We start from the raw sequence: 1,133 nt of genomic DNA, 5'->3' as shown, positions 1-1,133 counted from the left end.
ACTCGAGCACGGTTTGAAGGTGACTCCAGAAGCCCAATTTGAACAACCCAAGCGCTGGAGCCGCGGAGCTCTCTGCATGGGTCCACGGCGTGCCCAATGGATGGAAGAACAGCATCAGCGCCCTGCTATCGCGATCGGTCCTTGGATCGCCTATGCCCAGTCACTGCTTTCGACCCAGCACCTCGATCAGTGGCGACAAAAACTGGGCCCGACTCTCCTGGTGGTGCTTGCCCATAGCTGGGGCCCGGTGCACCGCCAGAACGATCTCCCTGCAACCATCCAAAGCATCGAAGCGCTACGGCAAAACCAGGGTTACGACTCAGTGATTTGGTTACGTCACTGGCAGGACCCTGCGGAGATCCCACTACCAAGAGGATGGATCCAAGCCTGCAACGGCCACCGCTCCAACCCATGGTTTCTCGATGCGATGCGCACGCTGTTGCAACTGAGCACCGGGTTGGTGAGCAACAGTTTTGGCACCCACCTGGGTTACGGCATCCAAATGAATTGTCGTCTGCACTGGCTCGATCTCCCCAGTACGCAAAACCTGGATGCACTCTCAATGGAGCAGCAACAGCGTGAGCAAATCGAATGGGAGCGACGCCGTGAGCTCGGCCAGCAGCTTCAACAGGTCAGTCACGACGAGAGAGCTCTTCGAAATTTGCTTTTGCCCTACTGGGGCTTTGACCACGTGCTCTCCCCAGCTGCAATGCGGGCCCTGCTGATCTCATGACTGATGTGCAGATCCTGATGAGCTTTCCAACGGAAGCCCCCTATCGGATTGATCAAGTCACCAACAACCCCGGTCTCATGCTGAGCCTGGCCATCGGGCAAATTCTTTTAGCTGGCCTTTTGAGCCGCGTCACAGCAGCTCGCCTTTGGTGGACCACAGCCGGACTCCAGCTGATCACCATCGCCGTGTTCTTCACGCTCGCCTCTTGGGGGACCAGCGACATTGCCCGCTTTAGCCACCACTTAGCGATCAACCCCAACGAGGTTCTGCACGAACCCGCTTGGATCGCTGTGGCACCGCTGATCACGATGCTTCCCTACCGGCTCGCGTTCGTGCAAGGGCTCGTGAGTGCAGGATTCGCCCTAATCCCACTGCTATTGGCCCGTCAATGGCGCCGTCC

2 protein-coding genes are annotated in these 1,133 nt (G+C 58.3%); both read left to right on the top strand.

What is annotated here, in order from left to right:
- Positions 1–733, top strand: a 733-nt coding sequence (locus WH5701_RS00725) for a hypothetical protein (protein ID WP_006169918.1), incomplete at its 5' end; no start/stop codon positions are given.
- Positions 730–1,133 (top strand): hypothetical protein (locus tag WH5701_RS00720; RefSeq protein ID WP_006169917.1); only part of this gene is annotated, 404 nt, incomplete at its 3' end. The genes WH5701_RS00725 and WH5701_RS00720, both read left to right, overlap by 4 nt.

The organism is Synechococcus sp. WH 5701 (genome assembly GCF_000153045.1).
Lineage (GTDB): Bacteria > Cyanobacteriota > Cyanobacteriia > PCC-6307 > Cyanobiaceae > Regnicoccus_A > Regnicoccus_A antarcticus.
Note: the sequence above shows the minus strand (reverse complement) of the source record. Positions and strands in the feature narration are given on the sequence as shown.